Below are 26,356 nucleotides of genomic sequence, written 5' to 3' on the forward strand. Positions count from 1 at the left end.
GTCTTATTTCCTTCATATAAACAAAAAATTAACATCAAACTACTTTGTATAGACCAAAATAGCTCGCTCTGGAGAAATTTTGGAAATGAAAAGTTAATTTAACAGTCATTAAAAATGTTTATTTATTTTGTGCTGTGACAATAATCTAAGACCACAAAATAAGTTATTGCTAGTACTTTATCGCAACTCTAATAGGACAATATTTGTACAAAATATTCCACTATCATCACAACTTCCTTTGATAGCCCTTATATATGTTGCAATATGCACAAAAATCATCCAAGGTAATAAAATTGCGGTAGCAAAATTATTCCAAGACATTGGTATCACTGACTAAAGTCTTACCCGAAGTAGGTGTTTTCCATGGATTGGTATATTAAACATTCAACAGGTAAATATAAGAATAAGTAAGAAGGGATCACCTATGAAAAAATCACTCGTACATTTGTTAGTTGTAGGTTCGTTGTTAAGCCCTGCGTTTGTGCAGGCCGATGAAAAAGAATTACCTGACGTGTTTCAAGGATTCACTTGGAACTCTCAAATAACTATTTCCTATGATGACTTAGACGCTTTATTGGACGCGACTGTATTAGATGTAGGCATGTCCGATAGAAGCAGTGCTAAAAGCAGCAGCACTATCGGTACTCGGATGCGTTCAAGTAAAAATAATGACACAGCGTTCGAAGCAAACCGTTTCATATTTGAAGAATTGAAAAATTCTTCAGTGAAAGACGCCTTCCATGACATTAGAGTAAGCCTAGAGCAAGTGCCATCCGAGATTTCGCTGAGTGAACTCAAGCTTCAGGAACAGCTTGCCTATTGGCTTAATCTTTATAATGTTGCGCTTTTAGAGAGGCTTATTAGCGAATATCCCATCCATGATATGGAAGATGAACTCACTGGAAAAGATTCAATTTTAGATAGAAAATTCCTAACTGTTGCGGGCCAATCACTCTCTCTAAACGATATCCAACACAATATCGTGTACAAAAAGTTCGGAGACAAACCCATTGTCATGTACGGATTTTATCAAGGCAATATTGGTAGCCCGAGTCTAAACCCAGAACCTTATACAGGTGAAAAGGTATATCATCAGTTAGAGCAACGTGCGCAGGAGTTTGTTAACTCAAATCGCGGGGTCGTGCCAGCCAAGAAAAACACGCTCGAAGTGTCTCGTTTCTACGAGCAATCGAAAGCGCTATTTCCTGATTTTGACAATGATTTAAAGAAACACTTAAGCATCTTTGCGAACGCTGATATTCGCTCTGATGTAAAACAAGCTAAACGGATAAATGCGGATATCGAAAACTGGAGCATCACAGATATATACGGCACATCACGTACATATGGTGCTGGCGCTGCAACAAATAGTGCGGCCATGCTCGATTCTGTGGTTAGCAATTCAAGCAAACCGATTGGTGAAGAGGGCTCTGGCAGTGGTATTGGTGCGACTAATTTAAGCTCACTGTCCGACCAAATTGCTAGTCGTACGGTTAACTTTGGCCGTTTTACACCTGAACAATTAGAACTGGTTCAAAAGCTAAACATGGCAAGAAAAGAAAATTCAGGCTCTGTTGAAATTAGTGACCTGCCAACAAAGTCAGACGAATCTAACAACTAGTTTATTGTCATTTAACCGAGGCTGGTGACTCACCACCAGCCTTTAAAGCAAAAGTAAATAAGCTGTTGCAGTCATTTAAATATTGATGTTGAAAATGCTATCATGTTCGTCTGTTCCCCTGATAGTTAGTTTCGTTGTGACGGCATCTACTCTGCAAACATTATTTCAGCATCGTCAGTATGCTAAGTGTCTGGATTACATCTCGCTAAATAAGCAAAACCCAAAGCCTGTTGGAGTTTGGCTCATCCAAGGTTTATCTCATGCAGCTTTACAACAAATTGACAAGGCAATCGAAGTACTATCTCACGGACTAGCTCTACACCCTAAACATCCTGAACTTGCTGTGCAACTTAGCCAACTACAGTTACAAAAAGAAATGTTCAACGATGCGTTAGAGACATTAAACCAGGTAGAAATTCGCCACCCTCAAGCTAGTTTACTGAAAGCAAAAGTACTCACTGGCTTAAAACGCTGTTCAGAGGCGATGGAAAGTCTTAAAGATGCTAAAGCGCAGGGAATTGATCAGCTATCTTTGCACATGCAATTGACGAGTATCTACCGACAACAAGCGCGCCCAGATCTCGCGCTACCTGAGCTAGAAAAATCCTTAGCCCTAAAAGAGAACGATTTTCACCTTAAGTACCAACATGCGTGTTTATTAAGAGAGCTAGGTAGACAAGAACAAGCCCTAAATGAATTTCTATTGCTTTACCCTCAAGGCAAACAGCTACCAGAATTAAATTTTGTCATCGGCTGTACTCATTATGATTTAGGAAACTACGAGCAAACCGAAGATTACCTTGAACGCTGTCTTGCGCTGGCACCTTATTATATCCCTGCACATGAATGCTTAGGTAAATTACGCTGGCAACAAGGTCGCAAACAAGAGTTCCTCAATAGTTTTGATCATACACGACGTACCCACCCCCCTCATCCAGTATTAGAGCGCTCACGAATAGCCCAGCTACTGGTTGCGGGACAATATGAGCAAGCGTTGGATTCTGCGAATTGGGCTCGACATCATTTCCCTAAAGACGCTCAATTCATCCACCTAACGGGCGTTATTAACAAGCGTATAGGACAAACTGAGCAAAGTATTGCGCTATTGCAACAAGCCGCAAGTTTGGAACCCAATAACCCAAGATACCAAATCGATGTTGCTAATCATGAAATTCATCATCACCAATACCAATCGGCTCAGAACCGATTACTGCCTTTGTTAAACTATTTTCCAGACAACCAAGAAATATGGGCCTACTTAGGCATCTGCTGGCGTCTTTGCGGCGATGAACGACATACATGGCTTAATGATTACAATAAATACATACAAAGCTTCGAATTACCGGTTCCGGCAAATTATGATAACAGAGAACATTTCGTAGAAGTGCTGAAACAAACTATTGGCCAATATCACAAGCCCGGACAAGAGCAACCACTGGATCAAAGCGTACAGGGTGGTAGCCAAAGCGAGGGGCATTTGTTGTTTTTACAAAATCCAATTATCCAAGCATATCGAACTTCTCTGGAGCAGGTCATTACACAATACTTAGCCAGCTTACCAAAGGATGACAACCACCCTTTGTGTCGTCACAACACTACGCGCTTCAAAATTGCGGGAAGTTGGTCTGTGAACCTTGTAAACAAGGGGTTCCATACCAATCATATCCATTCTCAGGGTTGGCTGTCAGGGCCTACATATTTGAGCGTCCCACCCACAATCCATAAAGATGACCCAAATCGTCAAGGCTGGGTAAAATTTGGTGAAACGTGTCTAGAGCTTGGTGATCGTGAAGAGATCGCTCTTGCTGTTTGCCCCAAAGCGGGGCAAATCGTCCTATTCCCAAGCTACATGTGGCATGGAACGTATCCATTTACAGCACAGAGTCCACGAATGACCTTACCGTGCGATATTAGCCCTCTTGGTTAAACCGTTCGCAAAATTCAGGATACAGTGAGCTTGCCCGAATCGCTTCTATGTATTTCTGAGTTCGCCCTGAAGAAGTTTTATATAGAGGCTTTCTTACCTGCCATACGCTGGCTGTTTTAACAGAGTTACGGCGAGTGTGAAAGTTTAATATCTCACCATTCCAGTCAATTTCTAAGAACGAAAGCAACTCTTTAGCTACCGCTTTTGGCTCGTTGACGAACTGGTCGTAATCTAACGTAAAAATTGATTCGGGGTACAAGCTTTGCCAATGAAGTTTCAATCGCTGCATCTGATCATAATAATGCAACGTATCATCCAAGCTAGTGGCGTAACACATACCCTGCCCCAAGTATTGAAAATATGCTGACAATGCATTGTCGAGAGGGTCTCGCTGTGTCCATATAAATTTAGCTTTTGGAAATACTTGTTTTATCAAGCCTACGTAACGGTAATTTTCGGGTCTTTTATCAGTGAGTTTTAAAGCTTCAGGAAAAGCTGTTCTCACTTCTCGTAGGTAGGCATCCCTAATCTCTTTTAATCCCTCTGAACTCAGCCCACTAGTATACTCAGGGAAATACTTCGGCTTTTTTGTTAGTACGCGATGTAAATGTTCAATTTCCCCACCATTAGAGATCTCGGGTAGCACACCCAGAACTTGCTCTGCGAGCGTGGAGCCCGAGCGGAACATGCCACAAATGAAGATTAACTCTGGTCCGTCTACATCGGCCATAGGCTGATCAAGTGCCTGAGGGTAAGACTCAATAATACTGTCTACGAACTTCTCATGCTCGTCTCTGTGATAGCGCTTTTGATTACTTCGATTTAACCTATTTGCGTCCATATATGCTCTCCACGCTTGATTGTAATTTTTACAATCGTTAAGCATTTTGCCTAAACCATAAAGTAAAAAACAACGGTCTGAAGATGACGCACGCGGGTCGTTAATACCTTGGCGAATTGTTTGTATATCGGTGTCCTGCTCATCAGTGAACGTTTTTAAATCAGCTAATCGCGCTAGCGCTGAGAAATATTGAGGGTCATTTTGATAAGCATTCAAAAATGCTTCTCTCGCTTTTTCAGCATCAGCTTGCTGTTCAGCAAGATTACCTAAATTGTACCAAGCATCACTAAAATTTGGTTTTAGTGCGACTGCCTTTTCTAAATAGCGCTGTGCCAGCTCGTCATTTAACAAGTAGTCGCTGTGAATGACAGCCATGTTCAAGTAAACTTGGTGGGCATCACTCACATTCGCACCTAAGGCTAACTGATATAAATCGAGAGCATCTTCATACTTTCCCGCCTGTTTTTTGTAATATGCAGCGTTAAACCACAAATCTGCGGGATTACGATGCTGCCGCGCCGCATGTTCATATAGTATTGCAGCTAATTCAGGTTCCCCCTTGTGCAGGTGAATCTTCACTCTTAGGTCTAAAGCATCAACCGCATCAGGTTGCAGCTCTAACCACACGTCCAAGTATTTAATGAGCGCCGTTTCATCCCTATTCGTCATAGCGGCCCTAACGAAAGTGGGGGCGACGATGCGCACATGTCCCTGTTCAACAAGTGCATCTGCTAGGTGTTGAGCTGTTTGCCAATCATGTTCTTTCAACAACCTTTGAATTTCTTCTGTACTTGGCATATCCACCCTTATATTCAAGCCATAAAAAAAGCGAGCCTAAGCTCGCTTTATTCTACTCTAAATAATCTTAGAATTTGAACGTAACGTTAGCGTGGAAGTAACGACCTAATGTGTCGTAGAAACCAGCTACCGCGTTAGCGTTAGTAGAGATAGCACCGCCAACTAGTGGTGGCTCTTTATCTAGGATGTTGTTCACACCGATTAGCACTGATGTGTAGTCGTTAATTGTGAACTTACCTTTAAGATCCAAGTAGCTTTGCGAGCTGATACCAGTTGTAGCAACTGGGCCTTCATTCTTCTCACCTACTGAACCGTAGTAACGCCATTTAAGAGTCGCACGCCAGAAGCTACCAGTGTCATAGTTCATAGTCATAACATGACGCCACTCAGGTTGTGCGAAACAGCCATTCTCTAGCGTATCGATACAATCGTACGGGTCAGAAACACCTGGGATATCAGTTGTTTCTTTAGTCATCATGTAAGTACCGATGAAGTTAGTAGATAGTGAACCGCCAAGTACATCAACGTTGTAGTTAGCACTCACGTCCACACCTTCCCAGTGTAGTTGACCTAAGTTGATGTCAGTTGCAGTTACGCGACCAGTACCAACCCAAAGGCTACCATTACCAGGAGTACGGTTAACTAGGTTACAGAACTCAGCTTTACCTGTCGTCGCACACTGGCGAACGATAACTTCAGGGTCGATGTTACCGATAGCTTGCTCAAGTTCGATATCCCAGTAATCCACAGAGAAGTTGAAACCTTCAAACGGGTTAGCAACCACACCTAGAGTGATTGTATCAGCAATCTCTGGGCTAAGATTTGGGTTACCACCGTATAGCGCATTGTACTGGTCAGCTGGGCTCGCGCCGATGTTACCGTACTGAGAGCTTGATACACCTGTGTTAGCACACGCTGAAGCTGAAAGTTCAGGAGATGCTGTAGCACATGGGTCGATACCACCCCATAGACCTTCGCTTTGAGCAGCGAATAGCTCACCGTTGTTCGCAGCACGAACAGCACGGTTGTAGCTTGTACGTAGTTTCCAATCAGAAGTTACGTTCCAGTCAAGCGCTGCTTTGTAAGTAGGCTCTGAACCTGAAGTGCTGTAGTCAGACCAACGGTAACCTAAGTCAAGAGTCATGCTCTCAGCAAACGCTACGTCCTCAACTAGTGGAACGCTGATTTCTGTATATAGTTCAGTTACGTCGTACTCACCGTTAAGGCTCTTAGTTGGACCACCTTGGCCAAGTAGTAGACCTTGAGCATATACTTCATCCGCTGTACGACCGAAAGTTTCTTCACGGTATTCAGCACCGAATACTGCCGCTAGTGGGAAGTCTGACGAAGGAAGACCGAAGCCTAGTTCACCAGTCACGAAACCACCGATGATAAACTGTTCAGTAACACCAGTTAGAATCGCAGTACCAGTTAGAAGTGCAGCAGATTCTGCAGTTACACCGCCTGGGGTGAACACTTCGTAAGGGATACAGCCGTCTGTATCAGCACAGCTTTCGCCATTTGCAGAAAGCGCAGTTGTGATACGAGGACCAAAGAAGTCATTGATGTATGCATCAGATGAAGACGTTGAACCATACTGCATCCACGCGTCATATGTCCAAGTGTCAGTTAGCTCACCTTCTGTACCAAGAACCATACGGAATGAGTTGTGCTCAAGGTTTGCAGCACGTGGACCACCTTCAACGTTACGTTTACCAACGTACGCACCAATGCTGTCATCCATAGTGATGCCAAACTCGTCCATAAACTGTTGGCGCTGAGCATCAGAGAACAAGTCGCTTGTTAGCGGAAGGATGTACATTTGGTCGAAGAAAGTACCAGATTCAGCAATCTGACCTGTTGTACGGTCACGCATGTACATAGCTTCAGCGTAAGGACGGAAGTGATCGTTGATTTCATAATCAGCGAAGAAACCAAATGTGTGACGCTCATCAGGACGCATGAAGTGGTTGATAGGCGCATAGTTATAGATGTTAGTACCATCGTAATCAGCAAAAGAACCGTCTTGCTGAAGTGACCAGAACACCTCTTGGTCGTAGTCGTAACCGTCAGCACCAATTGGCGCGATAAAGAAGTTTGGAATTACAGCGTTCGCAGAACCACCACAAGATGTACCCGCACCGTTTAGAGCACATGATGAATAGTCGCGGGCTTCTTGACGAAGTTCGTTTTGACGGTTGTAAGTTACATAACCTACAGCATGACCTTTACCGCCGTCGAACGAACCACCTAGTGTTGCGCTGAAGTCAAATGAAGAACCGTCGAAACCTGAGCTACCATCTGGGTACTCAAAGTTTTTCTGATCCATAAGGTCTTGCATGTAACCGTTGTCGTTGTCGTGCTGGAATGCAGTCACGCCGAAGTCAACTTCAAAACCTTCAAATTTGTCGTCCATTACAAAGTTAACAACACCAGCTACTGCGTCAGCACCGTAAGTAGATGAACCACCACCTGTTAGTACTTCAACACGTTGAACTAGTGCCGCTGGGATTTGGTTAATATCAGCAGATTGAGTGTAGATACCACCAGCTTGTACACGACGACCGTTTACAAGAACAAGTGTACGCTGTGAACCCATACCACGAAGGTCAAGGGTAGCTGTACCAGTTGCACCGTTTGACTGGAACGCAGTGTTTGATGCTTCAATCTGTGGCAAGCTGTTCATCATGTCTTCTACGCGAGTGAAACCCGCTACTTCGATGTCAGCTTGAGTAGTGATTTGTACTGGGCTTGCAGTTTCAAGGTCTGTACGCTTGATACGCGAACCTGTAACTTCGATACGCTCTACTTCATCTGCACCTTCTTCAGCAGCCATAGCATTTGCTGAAATACCGGCTGTAGAAGCAGCGCCAAAAGCAAGTGCTAAGCGCACTGATTTTGCGATTTTGCTGTTTAACATTGGATTCTCCCTGGGTCACTTTGAATGTGACTAATTATTTTTTTGTTGTGAACAACTATTTCAAAAACGTAACAAAATACGTCTCTATGGAAGATACTAAACAATTTGCGAAATAACGGTCAACAGCAAATTAACATTGAGAGCACAAAAAAACACACAAAATACATAAAGTTTATATTTACTATCAATTTTAAGCCTTTAAAAACAATAACTTGACCATATTTAGGTACAAAAAAAGGCGATTGTCATCAATAACGCAATATTTTTGTTAAATCAGTGAAAACTGTCCGTGAGTCTTACTAAGTTCAATTGCGATGCCTACGCTTCTTAAGTCTTCAACAATAGGAGTCAGCTGCTTTTCAAGATAATGCTCAAGATCGAGCGCTGTTTTAGGTGGGACGAGCTCTGGGCCTTTGAGAGTTATAACGTAATCAACCCAATCGCCTTTGGTAAACTTTTTTGGTGAGTTTTGAGCTGCTTTAACATGCGGAGGAATTGTTTTGATATATTGGTCTGGGTTTTTTCCGAGTCTTTTGCGGTAAGTAACACGGTTAACATCATGCAAATCTTGCAATTCATTAACATATTGTTCAACCACTTCATTGAGGTTCTGTTGCGTAAACAAAGCTAAAAACAGCTTAGTCTGGAATTCTCGCGCCAATTCTGTCCAGTCTGAACGCACTGACTCCATCCCTTTAAATATCAACTTGTGGTCAGCTTGCACTAGCAAACCCGCATAGCGCTTTTTACTGCCAATATCTTTGTGCCGTGCTTTAGGCATTAAAAAAGGTCGATATAAACTCTCATATTCCAGTTCTAGGTAACTTTGAACACCGTATTCGTCATGTATCTTTTGCTGCCATTTGTTATTAACAGCTGAGACTAATTGAGACGCCATTTCATGACTTTGTTGCTCATCTAAATCATTAGGCAGAGCAACAAAGGTTGAGTCCGTATCTCCGTATATCACTGTCGCCCCCATTTCCTCCAGCCACTGCTTCGTGGTTTGCATAATTTGGTGACCACGTAAGGTGATCGAGCTAGAGAGTCGAGGGTCGTAAAATCGACAGCCTTTTGAACCTAGCACCCCATACAAGCTATTCATGATAATTTTTATAGCTTGTTGCAGATGGTGGTCGCCAACATCTTTGGCCTGTTGACGTGCCAAGGCTAAGTCCCCCACCAACTGAGGTAAATGGTGTCCAGTGCGGGCAAAATGCCCGCCATTAAAGCCCTCGATGCTCGCTTCAGAGTCTTTTAGACCCAAAATAAGACCTAGGGGGTCGATACAAAAAGTACGAATGATACTGGGGTAAAGACTTTTAAAATCCAACACCGCTACGTTCTCGTATAGGCCGGGGGTTGAATCCATAACGTAGCCACCTGGACTATCAAAACTTAATCCATGCTCCGCCATATTCGGTGCGACATATCCGCTACGATGCAGATGCGGTAAGTACAAATTTGTAAATGCTGCGACTGAGCCTCCTAGCCTTTCAAGCGGTAATCCCGTCAGCTTCGTCCTTGCAATTGCGAACTCAACCAGCTCTAGTTTTTTAAAGATAGCCAAAACTAATTGCGTATCTTTGAGGTTGTATTGCGCTAGACGCTCTTTGTCCTGCAAAAACATCTGTTCGATTTTGGCGAGTTTGTCATCATTATCGATGAGTTTCTTTTCGCCTAGCACTTCTTGCGCGACGTTATCCAAACTGTAACTTGAAAAATGATACGTGGCATTTTTGAGCATATCTATGCCGTCAAGCACCGCTCGACCAGGCACCAACAGCTTATTTACTTTGCCTCCACGCCAGTTTACAGCTTCGTTATTTCGCCCCAAGATGAGGGGGATATTTAATTGCTGGGCGCGATAACATAAAAGTTGAAAGTCAAAGTCAACGACATTCCAACCTATGATTAAATCCGGATCGTATCGCGTCACTAATTCACAAAGTCTGCGTAATAACGCCACCTCATCTTCAACAAACTCCAGCCAAGGCTCCGCGGTTGGTGTTGGCTCACCAATCATAATAACCGTGTGAACATCATCATTTGCTAGAGCGACACTATAAAGAATACCGTCACCGCTGCACTCGATATCAAGTGATAAAACGGATAAACGAGGAGTGTAAAGATCATTCGCTTTAAACTGGCCGTCCAATAGCGTACTAGCCTCTAAAGCACTGGGGGTACCTCTCACCCATACGCCACCACGAATAAAGCGCTCCATCAAATACTGCTCTTGCATTCTGATGTCGTCTTCATATAAACGAAGACCTTCTTCTTTAAGCAAGTCGCGAGCACTGTAATAGTCATGTAACTTATTAAAATACAGTGCGGTGACGTTCTCATCGGCGAATGTTTTTAAAGGCAGGGATCGGGAGCAGGGCTCCAAGGCATGCCCAGATAGTATCGAATTGGCCTGGCTACTCTGCGACTGTGGTACGAAAAACACGCCTTTTTGCGGTTCAGATACCACTTTTAAAGGCCCGTTATCAGTCGCCAGCCAAGTTACAAAGCAAATGCCTTCTCGGCGCTGCTGAGTTTGCATAGACAAAATAAATCCGGCGGATACTGACACGACACAATCACTTAATACGATTTAATGCTGCCAGTTTACCGCAGCCCTGCGATAATTAAAGCTGAGTTTGCATACGCTTGAACATAAGCGCTTGAGTCTAAGTCTCTGTGCCCCTAAAATGAAGGCACTGTAAATTTATACATAAGTCATTAAATGCTTTCAGATCCGTTAAAAAAGACTATTCGTAATGCCCATCAGCGGATCGCTGAAAGCTTAGATGATTACACGCCTCGCTCGAGCCAAAACTACCTAGTGGCTGAGATTGCAAAAACTCTCAGCGGCGAATACCACAAAAAGCAACATATTTGCGTGATTGAAGCGGGTACGGGTACAGGTAAGTCGCTTGCTTATTGTTTAGGTGCACTGCCCGTTGCGCTTAAAGCCAACAAAAAACTGGTTATCTCAACCGCGACAGTCGCCTTACAAGAGCAGCTACTTTATAAAGAGTTGCCCTTCTTTGCCGAACACAGTGGTTTAACCTTTAGTTATGACCTGGTAAAAGGCCGAGGCCGTTATATCTGCGCCCATAAGCTGGAAAATGCCGTCAATGGTGACCAACAGCAGATGGCGCTAATGCCTACCCTGACCTCTCCGCTTAGCGACATGGAACAAAAGTGCCTGAAACAATTGCACCAAGCTTATAGTGAGAAAAAGTGGCATGGTGATAGAGACTCATGGGCCGATGTGATCCCCGATAGAGTATGGCACCTCATCGCCTGTGATAAACATTCTTGCCAACGCCAGATGAAGGCCCACCAAACATGTCCGTTCCACCTAGCGCGTCAAAAAATAGCGCAGATGGACGTATTAGTAGCAAACCACAGTTTGCTACTAGCGGATTTAGAACTCGGTGGCGGCGTAATCCTGCCAGAGCCTGACAACTGCATCTATGTCATAGACGAAGCGCACCACCTCGCACACATTACTCGCGATTTTTCGTCGGCAGCAGCAACGATTAAAGGCACCCAAGACTGGTTGGAAAAACTGTTAAAGTTTAGCGGCAAAATGGCGCAAGCTATCTTCAGTGCCAGTGCCTCTGGTAGTCAGTTCAAGCTCAATGATGCGCTGGACGATGTCGCTCGTGGCCATAAAGCAGTATTAACCATGCTCGATGGCGCGGATTATCAATACAGTGAGGATCAGACTTATCGCTTTTCGCATGGTTTGTTACCAGAGCAACTCACGGTTCAAGCGAAAGACATCAGCGAAGCGGCTAAGACAGCACTGAGAACGTTGAACAAAATGCACGAAGCACTTAGCAGCGATGTGAATGATGGCGATGTAAAACCCTTTATAGCGGATCCAATCTTGGCCGAAAGTGGTCAGTACATCGCACGTCTGGAGACATTATATAAGCTGTGGTCGAGCTATAGCCGCAACACCGAAAGTGTTCCCCATGCTCGGTGGATAAAGCGTATGGAATATAAAAACCATCACGATTATCTGCTTAGTGATTGTCCCATTGAAGTGGGCTTTTATCTAAAAGATAAACTGTGGCGTGAATGTGCAGGAGCGGTGTTGTGTTCAGCCACATTAACTGCACTAGGCTCGTTTGAGCATTTCGCCCACGAAAGCGGTCTGCGCGGTGAAGAAGGGGTTAAGTTTATTAAAGTGCCTTCTCCGTTTGATTACCCTAATCAAGCGGTGTTACACATTCCAAAAACCGAATGTGAACCGACCGACAAAGCCTTCAGTGATTTTCTTGTAAAGGCACTGCCCGACTGTTTAGATAAATCCAAAGCTAATCTCGTATTGTTCGCTTCATATTGGCAAATGCAACATGTCGCGGAGCGCCTACGAGCACGGGGGTGGGATCTGCTCATCCAAGGAGAAATTTCTCGAGATGCTCTGATCCGCAGACACAAACGCCGCGTCGATGACGGTCAAGGTAGCATCTTATTTGGTACTCAAAGCCTTTCCGAAGGTCTCGACCTGCCGGGGGATTATTTAACTAACTTAGTGATCACAAAAATTCCGTTTGCTGTGCCCACGTCGCCGATTGAAGAGGCACAGGCTGAGTTTGTACAAAGCAAAGGTGGCAATCCTTTTTTGTCGATTACAGTGCCAGATGCAGCAAAGAAATTAGTACAAAGCTGTGGTAGACTGCTGCGCAAAGAACGCGACAGTGGTCGCATTACCATATACGACAGACGATTAGTCACCAAGCGTTATGGTAAAGCGATGCTGGATACCTTGCCCCCTTTTAAAAGACAAATTGACTACTAATGTTTGAATTAGCCATCGACCCTTCAACGTGGGCAATCTTATGTGCAGTGGCACTTGCAGCCGGTTTCATTGACGCAATCGCCGGTGGTGGTGGCATGCTTACAGTTCCGGCCCTGCTCACAGCGGGATTGCCGCCTCATTTGACGCTTGGTACTAACAAATTAGCAGCCAGCTTCGGCTCACTGACGGCCAGCGTAACGTATTATCGCAAGCGCTTATTTGACCCAAAATTTTGGGCGGGTTCCATTATCGCAACGGCCATTGGTGCAGGTATAGGTACATTAATCGTTGATAAGCTTAGTATCGAGTTTCTTAACAAACTTATTCCTGTCGTCATCATCGCAGTTGCCATTTACTCATTGTTTGGCAAACTCAGCCCTGAACAAAGTGACACACTGCCTCAACTCACGCCTATGTTACGCTTGAAGCAATGGCTTCAAGGGCTAGGCTTGGGCTTTTTTGACGGCGTTGCAGGCCCAGGGACTGGTACATTTTGGACAGCATCCAACAGCGTGTTGTACAAAATGAACTTACTGTTGAATTGTGGGTTAGCCCGCTCAATGAACTTCGTCAGTAATTTCGTTTCACTGATTACCTTTGTAGCCCTAGGGCATGTCAATTTTCTCTTGGGTATCACTATGGGTGTATTTTTGATGTTGGGTGCATGGCTTGGCGCACATTCAGCAATTCGCTTTGGTTCAAAAGTGATACGCCCAGTATTTAATACCGTGGTGATCATTCTCGCGCTCAAGCTTATTTATGAGGCATACTTTTAATGAACAGTGAGCGCGCATTAGCCAAATTGCAGCAACAGTTGACGCGCTTACGCGCCGATGCAGAGCAATTTGATAAGGCCAAATGGTTTGCGAAAAACCGTTATATGCAAGCTCAGCATTCACTGTTTGAACGCTCTGTTTTTACCACTAAGAGCATGCTACTGGTAGATTATGTTGATGAAGCTCAACAGCAACTTGCTCGCCTCTCAAACAGCAAATTTCAAGATGCTAGACACCAATTTACGTTTGCCGTCACGCATTTAAGTGAACAAATTGAAGCGATAGTAAAAGTGCTTAAAGCGACCCCTGTTTGGGAAAAAGAAAATACTCCGACCGCTCGCGCGAAAAAGTATCAAAAAGCGGTGCAACAAATCATCAAACCCGCCAATGAGCTTTATCAAGAGTTAGCACAAAATCATGAATTCGAGCGCCGCTTGGAATTAATGATAAACGAGCGTAAGCAACAGCTAGATAAAGCCAATGCCGAACAAGCAGCATTACTAAACAAAGAAATATTGGCGTTGCATGCGCGCTTGGGTCGCTGCCGTAAAGCCATTGGTGCAGTCGAAGAACGTATTGAGTTTGCGCAAAAACATCACGGCCGATGAAACTTTTCTACCACCCAATCTATTCCCAATTAGCACTTCCTGCACACCATCGCTTTCCCATTAGCAAATATCAACGTTTGTACGACAAAGTGTGTGCGAATGACGAGCTAAGTGCTTACCTAGAAACCTGTTGTGCCCCGCCCGCTTCGTTAGAGCAGATTAACTTGGTCCATGAACCAATATATGTACAACAGTTCCTAGACGGCTGTTTAGAGAGCAAAGCACAAAAGCGCATAGGTTTTCCTTACAGTGAAGAACTGGTCAAGCGAACCTTGCAATCCGTGGGCAATACCATCGGCGCTGCAAAGGAAGCCTTAAGCTCAGGATTTGCCATAAATCTTGGCGGTGGCTATCACCATGCGTTTGCCGATTATGGCAGTGGTTACTGCATCTTCAATGATGCTGCAATCGCCGCTCGATGCTTAGTCAATGAACAGCGTGTCGATAAGGTGCTGATAGTCGATTTAGACGTACACCAAGGAGATGGCAGCGCGGCGATTTTGGCGCACGATGAGGATATCATCACGCTGTCGTTGCATGCTGAGCAGAACTTCCCTCGCCTCAAACAACACTCTGACTATGACTTCGCTCTGCAAAAGGGCTGTGGGGACGAACACTACTTAGAAACGCTAGCGCAAGCTTTGAACTTGGTTATTCGCCTGCATACGCCAGATCTCATCATCTACAATGCTGGCGCTGATGTAGTTCACGAAGATGAATTAGGGGTGCTCTCACTCACTTTAGAAGGCGTCTTAGCGCGTGACAAAATGGTTATGAACAGCGCATTGCAACACCATATTCCGTTGGCTTGTGTGTTAGGAGGTGGCTATCAACGCAACGTTAATGGTGTAATCGAGGCTCATTGGCAACTTTTACGTGCTGCCCACCAATGCTACGGTGAAAAGTAACTCCCTGTGAACTATGATAATTAAGTAGGCAATAGCTCAGGTAGACGATTCTTATGTCATTCTATGATGATGTTCATAACTATTACGAAAAGCTGGTAACAGAAGAAGTCATCCGCCAACAGTTACATCAGATGTACGATAGCAACCTATTGGCAGACTTGTGTTGCACAGCATTAAATCAACTTCCGCCTAGATATATTCGCTCTGATGTGGATATGGCATTTTACTTATCGATCAATGAAGCGGAGCAAATGCAAAACAGAGCAGCCGCTGCAATCGAGGTAGCAAGAAGTTTAATTTCACAACGAGGAACCGATGCAGAATACCGACAGACCCCTAGATAGCGCACCAGAAGACGTGAAGTTGGCCGTGGATCTCATAATGCTCTTAGAGCAGCATGACATTGACCCTCATATCGCTCTAAGCGCTATCGAGATAGTGAAGCGTGATTTATTGAATCGGATCGAATCGACTTAATTAACATGCATCACATTGTTGTGAAAGCGACAGCATGTGTTCTATCATTTCTTCACCCAATCGCTTCGTTCTCTCCTTATCTCCTTCTTTGACTGCCTGATCTGCTTGGTTCGCCAGTTCTTGTAAAGTTTCACAACCAAACATTGAAGCACTGCCCTTGATAGCGTGTATCGACTTTCGGATGCCATCCGCATCGCCATAACTTAACTGGTTTTGCATCTTGATTCGCTGTGGTTCTAAGCCTCGGATGTACTGCTCTTTTAGCGCCTTCATATCGGCCGCAGGTAGGTCGATGTCAAATTGTGGTGGAAGCGACAAATAATGTGCGATCTTCGAGCAAAATTGTTGTCTATCAACGGGCTTGCTCAGGTGATCACAAAAACCAAGTTTCTTGTAGCGTTCGACCTCATGGCTCATAGTATTCGCAGTGAGCGCAATAACCGGCGTAGCACAGCCGATAGATTGAATAAACGACAATGCCTGTTCACCATCCATAATGGGCATTTGAATATCCATCAAGATTAAATCAAACTCTTGGCTCAACGCCTGTGATACTGCTTCTTGGCCATTTTCAACCACTGTAACCTGTAACCCCATACGCTCCAGAATGCGAGTGAGTAATACCGCATTGTCGGGATGGTCTTCAGCGAGTAACACATTGCCATTCAAAGAGTTGTCAAGTACCGGTGCGGGAGGCTCTTGCTCGGGCTCGAATGCGTTCTTGTAGTTGTCGACCCACTTCGTTTGCTCGGGCACTTCAAGGGTCAGATCAACGGTAAACATGGTGCCGTGCCCTATCGCGCTTTTTACGGTAATAGTGCCACCAAGCTTTTGCGCTAACGTTTTAGATATATTAAGGCCAAGGCCTGTGCCACCGTATTTACGTGAAATGGTTGAGTCTGCTTGGTAAAAAGCTTCAAACAATTGCTCTTGTTCATCCACGCTCATACCAATCCCTGTGTCCTTTACATCAATTTTTAGGCGTTCGTTATGAACACGCACATCAATGGTGATCCGACCCACAGTCGTAAATTTCAGCGCGTTTGCGGTTAAATTCAGCAGAATTTGTCGTAAGCGATTAGCATCGGTGATGATGACTTCAGGCAAGGGAAAATGGTAATTGAGGTTAAACTGCAACCCTTTATCGCGGATTTGCTTCCCTAACAAGGATTCGACCTGACTAATAATTGAAAACAGCTTAATCGGGCTTTTATCAACCTCTAGCTTATTTGCTTCAATTTTAGACATATCAAGAATATCATTGATAAGTCCTAATACATGACGAGCATTTTGAGCAATGATGCGATTAGCTTGTAAGTATTCATTTGGTTTAATATCGCCCAACATCAAGCCATCTGCATAACCAATAATTGATGTCATTGGGGTGCGAATTTCATGACTCATATTGGCAAGAAATCGACTTTTCGCTTCACTGGCATCTCTGAGCTCAGTGGCTAACACTTCCAACTCTTTGGTGCGCTCTTGCACTTTGACTTCAAGGTTCTTGGTCAATTCGACATTCGCTTGGTTGACTAGGCGAAACTTATCAGCCAATGCAAACGCAAGTAACAAGGCGTCAAGAGCCATACCAATCAGTCCATATTTGTACAGGTTCACTTCAACTGTTGGCAGTAAGCCTAAGTTAGTTAGGTTGCCAACCATATTGGGTAAGGCCATAGCCAAATAGGCAAGAACAAAATAACGAGCAGGTTTAAACCCCTGAATAAGGCGGGTAACACCGATATACACACCCAAACACAAGGCTATGCCAGTCGAAATAGTCGCCCAAATAAAGCCAGCTCCGGGAGATAGCATACTCAAAGGGATACCAATGAGCGCTAACCATGAGTAAGTGATGGCAAAATGAGCAAAGCGCGGATGGGTCTCATACAAGCGCAAAAGATGGACGTAAAACAAAGTATTGGTTAAGGGGATTAAAATGAACCCTATCCAATGCCAAGTATACAAATCAGCGTGAAACAGTTGGCTTGGGATGTGGAAGAAGTGGCTCCAGGCAAACAACCAACATACAGTGAACACGGCATAGTATAAATGAGTCCGGTCTTTCGACCCTATGTATATCAGTAGGTTATAAAGCCCTAGAACCAAGCCCACGCCAAAACAAAGGGTGATGATAAGGTTGTCCCAAATAACTTGTTGATCAAAAGATGCTGCTTTTACTAATTTAAGTTTTGGCGGTGTGTAAAACGCATCACTGACAAACAAACTCACGATCAGCACTTTTTCGTTAGCAGGTATTTCAATAGCATGGCCATAGTGAAATGGGTATTCTGACGGGTGCTGCTCACCTCCTTCAAAACGCGCAACTCCATCACTGGTGTATACTTGTGTGACAATGCTCGAAGCAACAATATTGTATGGTGAATAAACCCATTGGTGGGTGGAACTGTTGTTCTCAACTTCAAAATACGTGAAAAAACGTCCGCCGAATAAAGACGGTTTGTCCTTTTTATCTAGACTTCTTAGCCAATTGTCTAAATCGTCTCTGTTGTCTGGGAAACGCGTACTTTGCAAGGCTTGATAAAAGCCATGATGCTCTTGTATGGCAAATGATTCAGAGTCGTCTGTAAGCGTCGCCATTGCATAAGAATGGGCGCTGCTTAGATAAAAGAAGACAAGAAACAGATGACTCAGTATTTTTGTTTTTATAGTATTCCAAATCACTGTAATGCAAACCGCTCAGTAGTTTAAAAAGAATAAGTCACATCAACACCAAAACGCCGACCCTCTCCTTTAAAATCTTCGAGCATTCCTAAAAATTGAGTCAAATCGAATTTCAAATTGCTGTATTGAGTGTCAAACACATTATTTGCCCAGGCTCTGGTTTGCCATGGACCACGATCATATACAACATACGTGTCCCACAAAGTATAGTCACTTTGTTTCGCAATAGGATTTTGGTTTTGGTCAAAGTAATAGTCAGATTGGTAATCAAACGCGATACCAGCCTGGAACCGCGATTGTTCCATATTTACTAGGTAACTCAATGAGCCACTGACATTCCATTTCGAAGTAAAAGGTAGTCGATTGTCGGTTAAGGTGTTACCCAAAGGGTCGGTGTATTCATCAAACTCGGCATTGGGAATATAGCCCACACCAAGCTGAGCATGCCATGCATCTGATGGTCGCAGGTCCAAAGTGAATTCTGCACCCGATATTTCAGAGCTCGCTACATTCTCTAATAATTGTAGCGGTGGCTGTTGTGGATCTTCAGCCGGTTGATTCATGAATACTTGCTGGTCGTCATACTGATAATGAAATACAGCGGCTTCAAGGTTCAAATTCAATTCTGGCAAGGTAACTTTCGCACCAATTTCATGGGCTTTTAATTGCTCTGGACCATAACTGGCATTGCGGGCCTGCTCTTCACTGGTTAAGAAACCGCCATTATAACCACCGCTTTTGTAGCCATCCGCATATCGGTAATAAATTAAAGTCTCATCGTTTGGCGTGTAATTCACCCCCACACTTGTTGATACAGAGGTGTCTGATTCTACCCCAGATAAATCATAGTAAGGGAGGTTAACACTTTCATTAGGCGCTTGAGGGATAGGGACGTTTAATGTTGAACGAGTCGTGTAATCAAACTCCTCATCACCAAAGCGAAGCCCCCCTAATAGCGCCCATTGATCATTTATCTGCCATTGGCTATGTGCGAAAAGTGCTAAGGCATCCGTATCGATTTCATTATCATAAAAAAATTGCGCGGTAACAGAAGCGGGTAAAATTCCACGGAAATCTCGCAGCAAGTCATTGTAATTGAGCTGTTCAATTCGCTCAGAGAACTGATATACACCCAAGGTAGTAAACATGCTCTGTGTTTCATATTGCCAGCGAAATTCATTGCTCCAAGACTGAGTATCCAGCCCTAGGTTTCCTTCACACAAGCGTGACGGAGAACCATCACAGTTAAAACCGTGCTGGCGTTTGAGGTCGGCGGCACCTAACACCCAAATGAGGCTGCTAAAGGAGCTTAATTCCCACTCTAACGTACTATTAAAGTTGAAACTTTCGGTATCGTGCTCATTGTTATTGTTAACCTCAACAGCCCAAAAATCGTCAGACTGTGCTTTAAACCCAAACGCATCTGTACAATCCCCCGCATTGACTTGAGATGGCGTACACATGCCACCCGTTAGTGGATTTATCACCCCAATGTTGCCCACTGGCTGGCTCAAGCCATTCCAGTGCGAATATTGTCCTTTGACATACCATTGCAGTGAATCAAAATAACCTAAATAACTGACACGCAGATCATTTTGCTCCATACCTGCTTCGGGGTAAGCGTCATTGATGTTGTGTGTAGTGTAATCGTACTTTTGATGTTTTAACGCAAAGCGCAGTGCTTGTTCGTCGCTTAACTGCTTATTTCCAATAAACTCAAGGCCACGCCATTGGTCAGAACCCAAACTTGCACTAAGGGTCCCTGAATCTTCAAATTGGGGCTTTTTACTACGAATTAATATCGCACCACCTGTGCTATTGCGCCCGAACAAGGTGCCTTGCGGGCCCTTTAGGATTTCAACTTGTTCAATGTCATAAAAATTGGCGACTTGGTGGTTTGCTGAACCACTTGCTACGCCATCGATATAGACAGCGACGGGGGAAGTGTTAGCGGTGTTATAATCTAATAAGCCCACACCGCGAATGTTGATAGCTGGCGGCGTCCCTTCGGCTGCGTTTTTAGACATTTTTACGTTAGCAGAAAAGCGCGCTATATCCGTGGTGTCTTTAATATTGCGGTTTTCTATATCCTCGCTGGACACCACACTAATAGCGATACCCACATCATCGGCCGGCTGCGCTCTTTTTTGTGCGTAGACTTCGATAACTTCTAAATCATCATTTTTAGGATCGGCAAAAACATGCGCCGAAGAAACACTCAGCGCAGCAAGTATCGCTACGTTTAATGGCAATTTACGACCCATGCTGATGAGCCCACCCCTGTATTATTGTTGTTATAAAGTATAGAGCATTAAGCGCTAAATATAGTGAATCTGTTTGTAAGTTCACACTTTTGTTTGTTAAGGATACATTCTGAATTAGTTTTACAGTTTCTCACCGAGTTTAAATAACGCAAATTCACCAGGGAGCATTTTGTTCCAACGTTCATCGTTGGTAAGTGGACGAGTGGCAATCACTGTCACCACATCGTTTGGTGTGGTTTCTTCTTGAAAGTTAATCACCATATCCGCGTCAATGAGCGTTGCTTTACCAAATGGTGCTCGCCGAGTGATCCAGTGTAAGTTGTTGGTGCAATAGGCAAGGACATAAACGCCGTCTGTCAGGAGCATGTTAAAAACTCCTTTGTCTCGTAATTGGTGTGCGAGTTTTGCGGCATACCTAAACACAACTGCCATACTGCTAGGCTTACTTGGGTATTTCTCGCGAATTTTGTCTAATAGCCAACAAAAAGCCAGTTCACTGTCAGTGCTACCTACCGGCTGATAATAATTCGGCTTTAAATCTTTGTAGTTCGACAACTGACCATTGTGGGCATACGTGATCTCTCGACCCCACAATTCTCTCGTGAATGGGTGTGTGTTCTCCAAACACGTTTTACCGCGATTTGCCTGTCGAATATGGCTTATTACCGACTTACTTTTTATTGGGTACGCTTTAACTAGCTTCGCAATTTCCGATTCACAACTAGGTAAAGGGTCTTTAAATGAGCGACATCCCTTGCCCTCATAGAAGGTTATTCCCCAACCATCTCGGTGCGGACCTGTATTGCCGCCGCGTTCTAATAAACCGGTAAAACTAAAACAAATATCAGTGGGGACATTGGCTGACATGCCAAGCAGTTCACACACGAGGACTCCTAAACCACAATAAAAAAAATTCCAAAGGTAAACAGACCTTTAATTCGCACCCTATAATTAAGGTTAAGGGCTTGCAACCCCAAAAGAGTAACGCTAATCTACACGCTAGTGGTCAGACCTCTAACAAGGAATAAGATTATGACACTTCTGTTTTTACTCGCGCTCATCGTTGTACTGTCATACGCCAGCTACAACAGAGCTAGTTACAATACCTGTTTAGGTCTTGCGGTGGCAACTATGGTGATAGGCACCTTTGCTGGCGCATTTGGCTTTATAAGCTGGGTGTTGTTCTTAATTATTACTGTGCCTTTGTCTGTTTCGACACTGCGCCAACAATATATCACTCAACCGCTATTTAAAGCATTCAAAAAAGTAACCCCAACAATGTCTGACACTGAAAAGTCAGCTATTGATGCGGGCACAACTTGGTGGGAAGCAGATTTATTCTGTGGTAACCCAAATTGGAAAAAGCTACACCAGTTTCCTGCACCAAAACTCAGTGCAGAAGAGCAAGCCTTTCTTGACGGCCCTGTTGAAGAAGTTTGTGCCATGCTCGACGACTGGGAAGCAACCCACGAACTGACCGATTTACCGCAAGATGTGTGGCAATATCTAAAAGATAATAAATTCTTTGCCATGATCATCAAAAAAGAATTCGGTGGTTTGGAATTCTCTGCTTACGCGCAGTCATGCGTGTTGCAAAAATTAACGAGTAAGTCGACATTGTTGTCTTCAATCGTGGGGGTACCTAACTCTTTAGGCCCTGGCGAATTACTGCAACACTATGGTACGCAAGAGCAAAAAGATCATTACCTTCCTCGCCTTGCACGCGGTGAAGAAATTCCGTGTTTTGCCCTTACTTCACCTGAAGCTGGCTCTGATGCCAGTGCGATTCCTGATTATGGCGTGGTGTGCAAAGGCACATTCAACGGCGAAGAAATCACCGGTATTCGCTTAACTTGGAATAAGCGTTACATCACGCTTGCGCCGGTTGCGACTGTTTTGGGTCTGGCCTTTAAACTCCAAGACCCTGATGGGTTACTGGGTGATGAAAAAGAGTTAGGCATTACTTGTGCACTGATCCCAACCGATATGGAAGGCGTGGAAATTGGTCGTCGCCATTTCCCATTGAACGTACCTTTCCAAAATGGTCCAACCAAAGGTAAAGATGTTTTCGTGCCCCTTGATTACATTATCGGTGGCCCGAAGATGGCGGGACAAGGTTGGCGCATGCTTGTTGAATGTTTGTCTGTAGGTCGAGCTATCACCTTACCTTCTAATTCAACGGGTGGTATTAAATCACTTGCGCTTGCTACCGGCTCATACAGCCGAATTCGTCGTCAATTCCGTCTACCTATCGGTAAAATGGAAGGCGTTGAAGAAGCGATGGCAAAACTCGGTGGCTACGCCTACGCCAGTGATGCTGCGGTTTCAATGTCAACAGGTGCGGTAGACATGGGCGAGAAGCCATCTGTTGTGTCTGCCATTTTAAAATATCACCTGACCGAGCAAATGCGCGAATCAACGATGCATGCGATGGATGTTCACGGTGGTAAAGGTATCTGTTTGGGTCCAAACAACTACTTAGGTCGTGGCTACCAGGGCGCACCAATTGCCATCACGGTTGAAGGTGCAAACATTCTAACCCGTAACATGATCATTTACGGTCAAGGTGCGATCCGTTGTCACCCATTTGTTCTCACCGAACTCAACGCCTGCACAATTGAAGATAAAGCAGAAGCGTTGGATGTATTCGATAACGCACTAATGGGCCACATTGGTTATACCATTTCGAACCTCGTTCGCACTAAGTGGTTAGCATTAACTGGTGCGCGCTTTACGTCTGTACCATTTAAGGATGAAACCGCAGAGTTCTATCGCGATGCTGCCCGTTTTAGTGCCTCTTTAGCGCTCATGTCAGATATATGTATGGCAGTGTTCGGTGGTTCACTTAAACGCAAAGAGCGTATCTCAGCACGTCTAGGTGACATGCTTAGCTACCTGTACTTGGTGTCAGCAACGTTAAAACGTTACAACGATGATGGTCGTAAAAAAGAAGACCTACCACTGGTTCGTTGGGCGTGTCAGGAATACCTGTATCGCTGTCAACGCGCCCTAGCGGACTTAATCAATAATATGCCATCTGTGTTCCTACGCGGGCTATTAAAGATTGTGTTGTTCCCGTGGGGACGCCCTGTGCGTAAGCCTACTGATAAGCAAGAGCATGTTATTGCTCAGTTGTTGCAAACACCAAACGAGACACGCGAGCGTTTATCGCAAAATATTTATCTTACAGAAGGCCCATACAGCCTGCTAGGTAACCAAGAAAAAGCATTACGCGACATTTTGGCAGTGGAGCCTCTGTTTGACAAAGTGTGTCGTGCCACCGGCAAGAAGCTTGCGTTTATGCAGCTCGATAAAATTGCTGAGCAAGGTCTTGAAGCGGGTGTACTCACTGAAGACGAAGCGCAACGCCTGCGTGATGTCGAGCAACAGCGTTTAGATGTGATTAACGTCGATGACTTCGACCCAGCAGATTTGTTGGCCGGCAAAGCGGCACGCAAGCGCCCAAGCAAAAAATCCAACGCAGCTTAATTGAGCGTTACTTTTAAAAACAGCAAAGCCGGCAAATATGCCGGCTTTTTTATTCCCCAGATAAATCTGCTAACAATTTAGGCTTCGCTATCATTCTCTAAATACTTGCAATTAACCGACTTACGACAAACACTGTATTCGCAATAATAACAACTTTAAGGATGAGAATAATGCATAAGCCACTTACTGCGGTAGCCCTCGCCATCGCAGTTTCTTTGTCACTCAGTGCTTGCCAATCTAGCTCGGATTCACAAGCGACTTCTGCCACACAAGTTCAAAATGCCATACAAACATACAGTGCTGAAACCTTCTTCGACACGGTGAGTTTAACAGGCAGTAGTTTCAACAAAGACGGATCAAAGCTATTGATTAGCTCTGATGAGACAGGAATTTACAATCTTTTCGAAGTCAACCCAAAAACCGGTGAACGCACCCAGCTAACACAGTCCCAAGACAGCACATACAGCGTTGGCTATTTCCCTAATGACGATAGAATCTTATTTACCCGTGACAATGGCGGTAATGAGCTTTATCACCTTTTCGTCCGTAATCTTGACGGCACAGTCACCGACCTAACCCCAGGGGAAAAAACACGGGCAAGTTTCGCAGGCTTTAGCAAAGACGGCAACACACTGTTCGTGCTGACAAATGAACGCGACCCTAAGTTCATGGACCTCTACAAATACGACAGTAAGACCTTTGCCAAAGAGCTAGTTTATAAAAACGAACTCGGTTTCAACGTGGCAGCGATCAGCCCAGATGGACGATTTGTGGCATTGAATAAAACGCACAGCAACCGAGACAGTGACTTTTATTTGCTTGATACCTTAAAGCGTATCGCCAAACCTACTATTTTAAGCCGTCATGAAGAACCCGCCCAGTATAATGCGTGGAGTTTCAGTGTTGATGGTAAGTCCCTCTACTACGCCACCAACGCCAAAGGCGAATTCCGCCAGCTATGGCGCTATGATCTTGATAGCGGTGAGCACTCATTAGCGTTAGCCGACGACTGGGACATCAGTTTTATGCGCTTTTCCGAATCAGGGCGATATCAGGTAAGTGGCGTTAATGCCGATGCCAGCACCAAGGTATCGATTATTGATACTGCGACAAACAAACAATTAACGCTCCCAAGTAATGTGCCGAAAGGCACGCTCAGCGGTGTTGAGTTCAGTAAAGATGAAAAAAGCATGTCTTTTTATCTGAGTTCAGACACCAGCCCTCGTAATCTTTATGTGTGGGAAATTGGCGCTGACAACGCTAAACGCCTAACGAGTAGTCTCAGCAAAGAAATTAATGAAAATGACTTAGTCGAAAGCCAAATCGTACGCTTTAAAAGCTTCGATGGTTTAACCATTCCTGGCGTGTTATACAAACCGAAGCAAGCATCTGCAACCAACAAAGTGCCTGCCCTTATTTGGGTGCACGGTGGTCCTGGTGGCCAGAGCCGCACAGGTTACAGCGCCATGCAACAGCACTTAGTTAATCACGGCTACGCTATTTTTGCAGTGAACAACCGCGGGAGTTCAGGTTACGGTAAAACCTTCTTTCACCTTGATGACAAAAAGCACGGTGAAGATGACTTGCAAGATATCGTCTTCGGTAAAAAACATCTGCAAACGCTAGATTGGGTCGATGCTGACAAAATTGGCATTATGGGGGGCAGTTACGGTGGTTACATGACCGCAGCAGCACTTGCCTTTGAGCCAGAAGAGTTTGAAGTCGGCATCAATATTTTTGGCGTCACCAACTGGGTTCGTACGTTAACGTCGATTCCACCTTGGTGGGAAAGCTTCAAAAAATCGCTGTACGATGAAATGGGTGACCCCGCGACGGATGAGCAACGCCACCGCCGAATCTCGCCCTTATTCCATGCACACAATATCACTAAGCCATTGCTTGTCGTGCAAGGGGCAAACGACCCTCGGGTACTACAAGTAGAAAGTGATGAGCTAGTAGCAGCGGTAAAAGCCAATGGTGTGCCAGTTGAATACGTATTATTTGACGATGAAGGCCATGGTTTCTCAAAACGCGCCAATCGCATCACGGCATCAAATGCCTATGTTTCTTTCCTAGATAAATACCTCAAAGGCACAGAATAAATGCCTTAGGTGGCTGGTGTAATACGCCAGCTGCCTGCTTTCATGCATAGACAAACACTAAAGAAATGAACGCATCAACATCTGTTGAATAAGAGCGTTATGTAAAGTTTATTGAGATTGGTGTGCCGACAAGGCT

Annotated in this window: 16 protein-coding genes; 10 read left to right on the top strand and 6 right to left on the bottom strand. The window is 44.5% G+C overall.

The annotated features are described in order from the left end of the window. Positions 1-424 precede the first annotated feature (424 nt). Together V1358_RS04825 and V1358_RS04830 are read left to right on the top strand one after the other, a co-directional pair. Positions 425-1,621 carry a DUF547 domain-containing protein gene (locus V1358_RS04825; RefSeq protein WP_347392781.1) on the top strand — a complete coding sequence of 399 codons (1,197 nt, stop codon included), beginning with the start codon at positions 425-427 and terminating at the stop codon, positions 1,619-1,621. A 136-nt stretch (positions 1,622-1,757) separates the two neighbouring features. Continuing rightward, the gene (locus V1358_RS04830) at positions 1,758-3,548 is read left to right on the top strand and encodes a putative 2OG-Fe(II) oxygenase (protein WP_347392782.1); all 1,791 of its coding nucleotides are present in this window, start codon (positions 1,758-1,760) and stop codon (positions 3,546-3,548) included. Here the strand turns inward: V1358_RS04830 and V1358_RS04835 are convergent. From V1358_RS04835 to V1358_RS04845, 3 genes are all read right to left on the bottom strand, one after another. After that, a complete protein-coding gene (locus tag V1358_RS04835; RefSeq protein WP_347392783.1) occupies positions 3,532-5,187 on the bottom strand; it encodes a tetratricopeptide repeat-containing sulfotransferase family protein in 1,656 nt (551 codons plus the stop codon). The genes V1358_RS04830 and V1358_RS04835 overlap by 17 nt on opposite strands. A 67-nt stretch (positions 5,188-5,254) precedes the next feature. After that, on the bottom strand, positions 5,255-8,107 hold the full coding sequence (locus tag V1358_RS04840; RefSeq protein ID WP_347392784.1) for a TonB-dependent receptor domain-containing protein: 2,853 nt from the start codon (positions 8,105-8,107) through the stop codon (positions 5,255-5,257). Positions 8,108-8,375: 268 nt separating this feature from the next. After that, positions 8,376-10,685: a DNA polymerase II gene (locus V1358_RS04845; protein WP_347392785.1), complete on the bottom strand. Its 2,310-nt coding sequence runs from the start codon at positions 10,683-10,685 to the stop codon at positions 8,376-8,378. A 153-nt stretch (positions 10,686-10,838) separates the two neighbouring features. Between V1358_RS04845 and dinG the strand changes: the two genes are divergently transcribed. The 6 genes from dinG to rsmS are packed head-to-tail and all read left to right on the top strand — an operon-like array spanning position 10,839 to position 15,680. Continuing rightward, a complete protein-coding gene (gene dinG / locus V1358_RS04850; RefSeq protein WP_347392786.1) occupies positions 10,839-12,911 on the top strand; it encodes an ATP-dependent DNA helicase DinG in 2,073 nt (690 codons plus the stop codon). Then, positions 12,911-13,687 (top strand): TSUP family transporter, encoded by a 777-nt coding sequence (locus V1358_RS04855; RefSeq protein WP_347392787.1) that lies wholly within the window; start codon positions 12,911-12,913, stop codon positions 13,685-13,687. Before dinG ends, V1358_RS04855 begins: the two co-directional genes overlap by 1 nt. Beyond that, positions 13,687-14,295 (top strand): primosomal replication protein, encoded by a 609-nt coding sequence (locus V1358_RS04860; RefSeq protein ID WP_347392788.1) that lies wholly within the window; start codon positions 13,687-13,689, stop codon positions 14,293-14,295. The genes V1358_RS04855 and V1358_RS04860 overlap by 1 nt, the downstream gene beginning before the upstream one ends. Beyond that, positions 14,292-15,203 carry a histone deacetylase family protein gene (locus tag V1358_RS04865; RefSeq protein ID WP_347392789.1) on the top strand — a complete coding sequence of 304 codons (912 nt, stop codon included), beginning with the start codon at positions 14,292-14,294 and terminating at the stop codon, positions 15,201-15,203. The genes V1358_RS04860 and V1358_RS04865 overlap by 4 nt, the downstream gene beginning before the upstream one ends. 53 nt (positions 15,204-15,256) lie before the next feature. Then, positions 15,257-15,547 (top strand): late competence development ComFB family protein, encoded by a 291-nt coding sequence (locus tag V1358_RS04870; protein ID WP_347390854.1) that lies wholly within the window; start codon positions 15,257-15,259, stop codon positions 15,545-15,547. Next, positions 15,519-15,680 (top strand): pleiotropic regulatory protein RsmS, encoded by a 162-nt coding sequence (gene rsmS / locus V1358_RS04875; protein WP_347390855.1) that lies wholly within the window; start codon positions 15,519-15,521, stop codon positions 15,678-15,680. Before V1358_RS04870 ends, rsmS begins: the two co-directional genes overlap by 29 nt. On the opposite strand, the gene V1358_RS04880 is transcribed toward rsmS, so the two are convergent. From V1358_RS04880 to V1358_RS04890, 3 genes are all read right to left on the bottom strand, one after another. After that, positions 15,681-18,281, bottom strand: coding sequence for a 7TM diverse intracellular signaling domain-containing protein (locus V1358_RS04880; protein ID WP_347392790.1), 2,601 nt, complete (start codon positions 18,279-18,281; stop codon positions 15,681-15,683). A gap of 107 nt (positions 18,282-18,388) precedes the next feature. Beyond that, positions 18,389-20,629, bottom strand: a complete 2,241-nt coding sequence (locus V1358_RS04885; RefSeq protein ID WP_347392791.1) for a TonB-dependent receptor — start codon at positions 20,627-20,629, stop codon at positions 18,389-18,391. Positions 20,630-20,749: 120 nt separating this feature from the next. Beyond that, the gene (locus V1358_RS04890; RefSeq protein WP_347392792.1) at positions 20,750-21,514 is read right to left on the bottom strand and encodes a class II glutamine amidotransferase; all 765 of its coding nucleotides are present in this window, start codon (positions 21,512-21,514) and stop codon (positions 20,750-20,752) included. A 147-nt stretch (positions 21,515-21,661) separates the two neighbouring features. On the opposite strand from V1358_RS04890, the gene fadE reads away from it, so the two are divergent. Both fadE and V1358_RS04900 read left to right on the top strand, forming a co-directional pair. Next, on the top strand, positions 21,662-24,118 hold the full coding sequence (fadE, locus tag V1358_RS04895; RefSeq protein ID WP_347392793.1) for an acyl-CoA dehydrogenase FadE: 2,457 nt from the start codon (positions 21,662-21,664) through the stop codon (positions 24,116-24,118). 170 nt (positions 24,119-24,288) lie between these two features. After that, positions 24,289-26,220, top strand: a complete 1,932-nt coding sequence (locus V1358_RS04900; protein ID WP_347392794.1) for a S9 family peptidase — start codon at positions 24,289-24,291, stop codon at positions 26,218-26,220. Positions 26,221-26,356 lie beyond the last annotated feature (136 nt).

Origin of the sequence: Pseudoalteromonas pernae (genome assembly GCF_039831865.1) — a bacterium.
GTDB lineage: Bacteria > Pseudomonadota > Gammaproteobacteria > Enterobacterales > Alteromonadaceae > Pseudoalteromonas > Pseudoalteromonas pernae.